The organism is Cellulomonas sp. P4_B5_2 (assembly GCF_056402235.1).
The window spans coordinates 1-3,615 of the sequence record NZ_JBFUHU010000356.1; the positions used below are offsets into that span (position 1 = coordinate 1).

The window sequence follows — 3,615 nt, forward strand, 5'->3', positions numbered from 1 at the left end:
GATCACCGGTCGGACCTTGTCGACCACCAGGGTCCCGGTCGCGACCGGCCCCCAGTTGCCCGCCGCATCCCGACCCCGCACCGACACCACGTGCGACCCGTTGCTCAGCGCGGCGACGGTCGCCAGGGGGATGTCGGCGTAGACGCCTTCGGTCGGGTCGGAGAACGCGCCGTCGGCGGCGGCCACGACGAAGCCCGAGCCGGCCGCACCGACGGAGTCGATGAAGCCCTCGGCCCGCGCGATCCTCGTGTTGACCCCGCCGGACGACGGGTCGGTCACCGTCGTCGCGATGCGCACGGCCGCCGTGCTCGGGTTGTACGGGAGCGTGCCGTTGTTGGGCGTGACGGCGACGGACACAGGTGCGGTCGTCGTCGGTCCGGTCTTGTCGACGACGAGGCTCGCCGTGGCGTGCTCGCCCCAGTTGCCGGACGAGTCCTGCGCGTGGATCGAGATGACGTGCTCGCCCTCGGTCAGGGCGTTGACGGTCCCCGCGGCGAGCGTCGCGTCGATGCTGGAGACGGTCGCCGCCGTGCCGACCACCAGGGGAGTCCCGGTGCCGTCCGCGCCGACGGTGTCGAGGAAGAGCTCCGCGGCGGCGATGTCGCTGCCGCCGCTCGCTGTGTCGTCCGCGGTCGCGGAGACGGTCACCGCAGCCGTGCCGTTCGTGGCGTCCGGGGCCACGGTCACGGCCGTCGTCACCGGCCCGACGGCGTCGCCGCCGCTGACCAGCACGGAGCTGAACGGTCCCCACTGACCGAGGGAGTCCCGGCCGCGCACGTAGATGATGTGCTGGCCCGCGAGCGCGGGGGCTCCGACTCCGACCACGTCCTCGGTGGCGGCGTCGAACGTCCCGTCGACCGCCTCCATCGCGGTCCCGGTGCCGGTCACGGAGTCGACGTGGTACTCCGCTGCGGTGACGACGGACCCGCCCGTGGCGGCGTCGCTGACGGTCGCCGTGACGTCGGCGGCGCTGCGCGCCTCCGTCGTCGCCGGACCGGAGTCGTCGACCGCACCCGTGCCGGTGACGTCGAGGAGGGTGAGCATCCCGCCGATCCCCGCGGTGTTGCTGTTGTGCAGCAGCAGGTTGCCGTCGTGGACCGCCAGGGCGCGGTCGATCCCCGAAGCCGAGGGCGTCACCAGGGCGTCCGCGGTCTGGCCGGGGCCGAACGTCTCGGCGACGTACTGCCGCGCGAGGTTGAGTGGGCTGCCGCCCAGCGCGACGACCGTCTGGTGCGCGCCGAGCACGGACATCGAGTGGTACTGGCTGCCGGCGTTGACGTAGCGCAGCAGGGTCGTGCGACCGACCGCCGTGGTGACGGCGTCGGTGTCGGGATAGGCCTTCCCGTTGACGAGGAAGTAACGGGGTGCGTACTTGCGCATGTCGAAGCTCGCCGGGGAGGCGGCGTTGTTCAGCGCGGGGTCGATCTCGCTGAGCACCAGCACGGCCTCGTCGTCGTACGCCGTGGCCGCGGTGCCGTAGGCCTGGCCCGGGGTGCCGGACCGCACGACGAGAGCTCCGTAGAGGCCCATGGCGACCTGGTGCTGGGCGTTCGGGAGCAGGCCCGCCTCGTAGAGGTAGGTGCCCGGCCGGCTCGCGGTGAAGGAGTACAGCGCCGTGCCGCCCGGAGCCACACCGGTGCGGTCCGGGACCATGCCCTGCCCCTGCACGAGCAGGGCAGAGGTCTCCCCGAGCATGTTGTGCAGCGTGATGTCCACGGTGTCGCCGACGTCGACGACGAGGGTCGGTCCGCCTGGGCGGGTGGCCGCAGTGTTCGTGAGGCTGTAGCCCCAGACGGTGACGGACTGGCCGCCCGCGGGCAGGGTCGTCGTCCCGGTCGTCGCCCACAGGTCGATCGGCACGGTCGCCGCGGCGGCAGGCCCCGCGGGCGAGACGAGGGCCAGCACGAGGGCCAGCGCTCCGCCGGCAGCGACGACGGAGACGGTCCTCCGCAGGCTCGTTGCGCGCATCATCGTTCTCCCCACCTCTCCGCTCATCCGCAGTCGTTGGGCGGAGGCGGGTTGATCCGCATGTAGGTGATGGGACCGGTCATGATCGCGCCCCACGAGGTGATCTGGAACAGGGCGTGGTTGTGGCTGATGATGTAGAACTCGCCGCACTGGTTCAGGGTCGGGGTGCCCGGAGGGAGCGTCTGCGAGCTCCCGAGGTACGGGCTGCCGCTGTAGAAGACGCCGATCACCTGGTTGGCAAGGCTCGGCACCGTCACCGGCACGGGATTGGTGACGGGGTCGTAGCCCTCGGCGTCGTACCAGCGGAACAGCACGTCCCAGGTCTGCTCGGGTCCGATGTTGATGGCGAACTTCTCGAACGAGAGGTCCTGGCCGGTCGGTCCCTCGAGCGGTCGGCCGTCGCGGCCGATCACGAGCCCGTTGTTGCCGTGCGGGTGGAACGGGAAGTCCTCCGTGCCGACGTTGAGGTAGCGGGCGAGGCCCGGCTGGGGGTGCGTCGAGGCGTCGTAGGGGTTCACGGACGCCAGCGCTCCGTACGGCTGCGTGGGCAGCCAGGACGCACCGTTGTCAGCGATGCTGTCGGGGAAGCCGCGTCCGTTGATCAGCCAGTACCGCGGGTGGTAGCTGTTCATGTTGAAGGGCGTCCCCGCCTCGACCGCCGCGTGCTGGTACGGGTCGATCTCCGAGAGGAGCACCATGAACTCCTCGGACGGCGTGAACTGGCTGTCCGCACGGTCGTAGGCGAATGCGGGTCCCATCTCGGGCCGTACGATCAGCGCCCCGAACAGCCCCATCCGCACCTGCTTCTCGGGGTTGGTGCCGGACTCGTAGAGGTACGTGCCGGGGTGGCCGGCCGTGAACGTGTAGCTGACCGTGCCGTCGACTGCCGCGGCCGTGGGCGCCAACGAGGTCACCCGCCCGGCGCTGAGCACGGGGCTCACAGGGGCCCCGTCAGCGCGCACGTCCTCCTGGCCGGGGAACACGATCGACGCCGCCTCCGGGAGCGTGTTGTGCAGGATCACGGTCACCTCGTCGCCCTCGTTCACGCACAGCACCGGGCCGGGGTGCTGGAAGGCGTCGAACCCGCTGGAGTACCCCCACATGAACGCGGTGTTGCCGTCGGGCAGGCTGATGTACCCGGTCCGCGTGGTGAGGTCGAAGATCGGGCTCCCCGCCGCGCCGCCCGCGCCGGTGGTGCAGACGATGCCGACCCGGGGCGGTGTCTCGGCGACGGCGGGTGCGGCGCCGGTGAGCGCGGAGGTCGTGGCCCACGCCAGCGCCAGCAGGGCGGCCAGCGCAGGTCCGCGCAGGGCCCGACGGGGTCGGTTGGTGGTCACGGCGCTCAGACTCCCCACTCGTTCGGATAGGCCTGCGGGGCGACGCCGCCGGCGTACACCCGGACCTCGGTGGCCTGACCCCCGAACCCGCCCGGTGCACGGTTTCCGGAGCGGGCGTACGCGCGGTTGTAGAGCATGTAGGTGTCGTACGCGCCGGCACCCTGCTTGGCAGGTGCCGTGAACACCACGTCGTAGCTCTCGCCCGGTCCGATGTTGAGCGTGTCGGTCTCGTAGGACGTGTCGGTGCCGTCGCGCCCGCGCATCGGGGTGGCGTCCCGGCCGACCACCCGCATGCGCAGACCGGAGAGCG

Annotated in this window: 3 protein-coding genes; all 3 read right to left on the bottom strand. The window is 71.7% G+C overall.

What is annotated here, in order from left to right:
• Window positions 1-1,968: multicopper oxidase domain-containing protein (locus AC1DUQ_RS19300; RefSeq protein ID WP_477074381.1), on the bottom strand; the 1,968-nt coding region annotated here is incomplete at its 3' end.
• A 23-nt stretch (window positions 1,969-1,991) separates the two neighbouring features.
• The gene (locus AC1DUQ_RS19305) at window positions 1,992-3,305 is read right to left on the bottom strand and encodes a multicopper oxidase domain-containing protein (RefSeq protein WP_477062284.1); all 1,314 of its coding nucleotides are present in this window, start codon (window positions 3,303-3,305) and stop codon (window positions 1,992-1,994) included.
• A gap of 5 nt (window positions 3,306-3,310) precedes the next feature.
• The coding region (locus AC1DUQ_RS19310; protein ID WP_477074382.1) for a hypothetical protein at window positions 3,311-3,615 on the bottom strand (305 nt) is incomplete at its 5' end.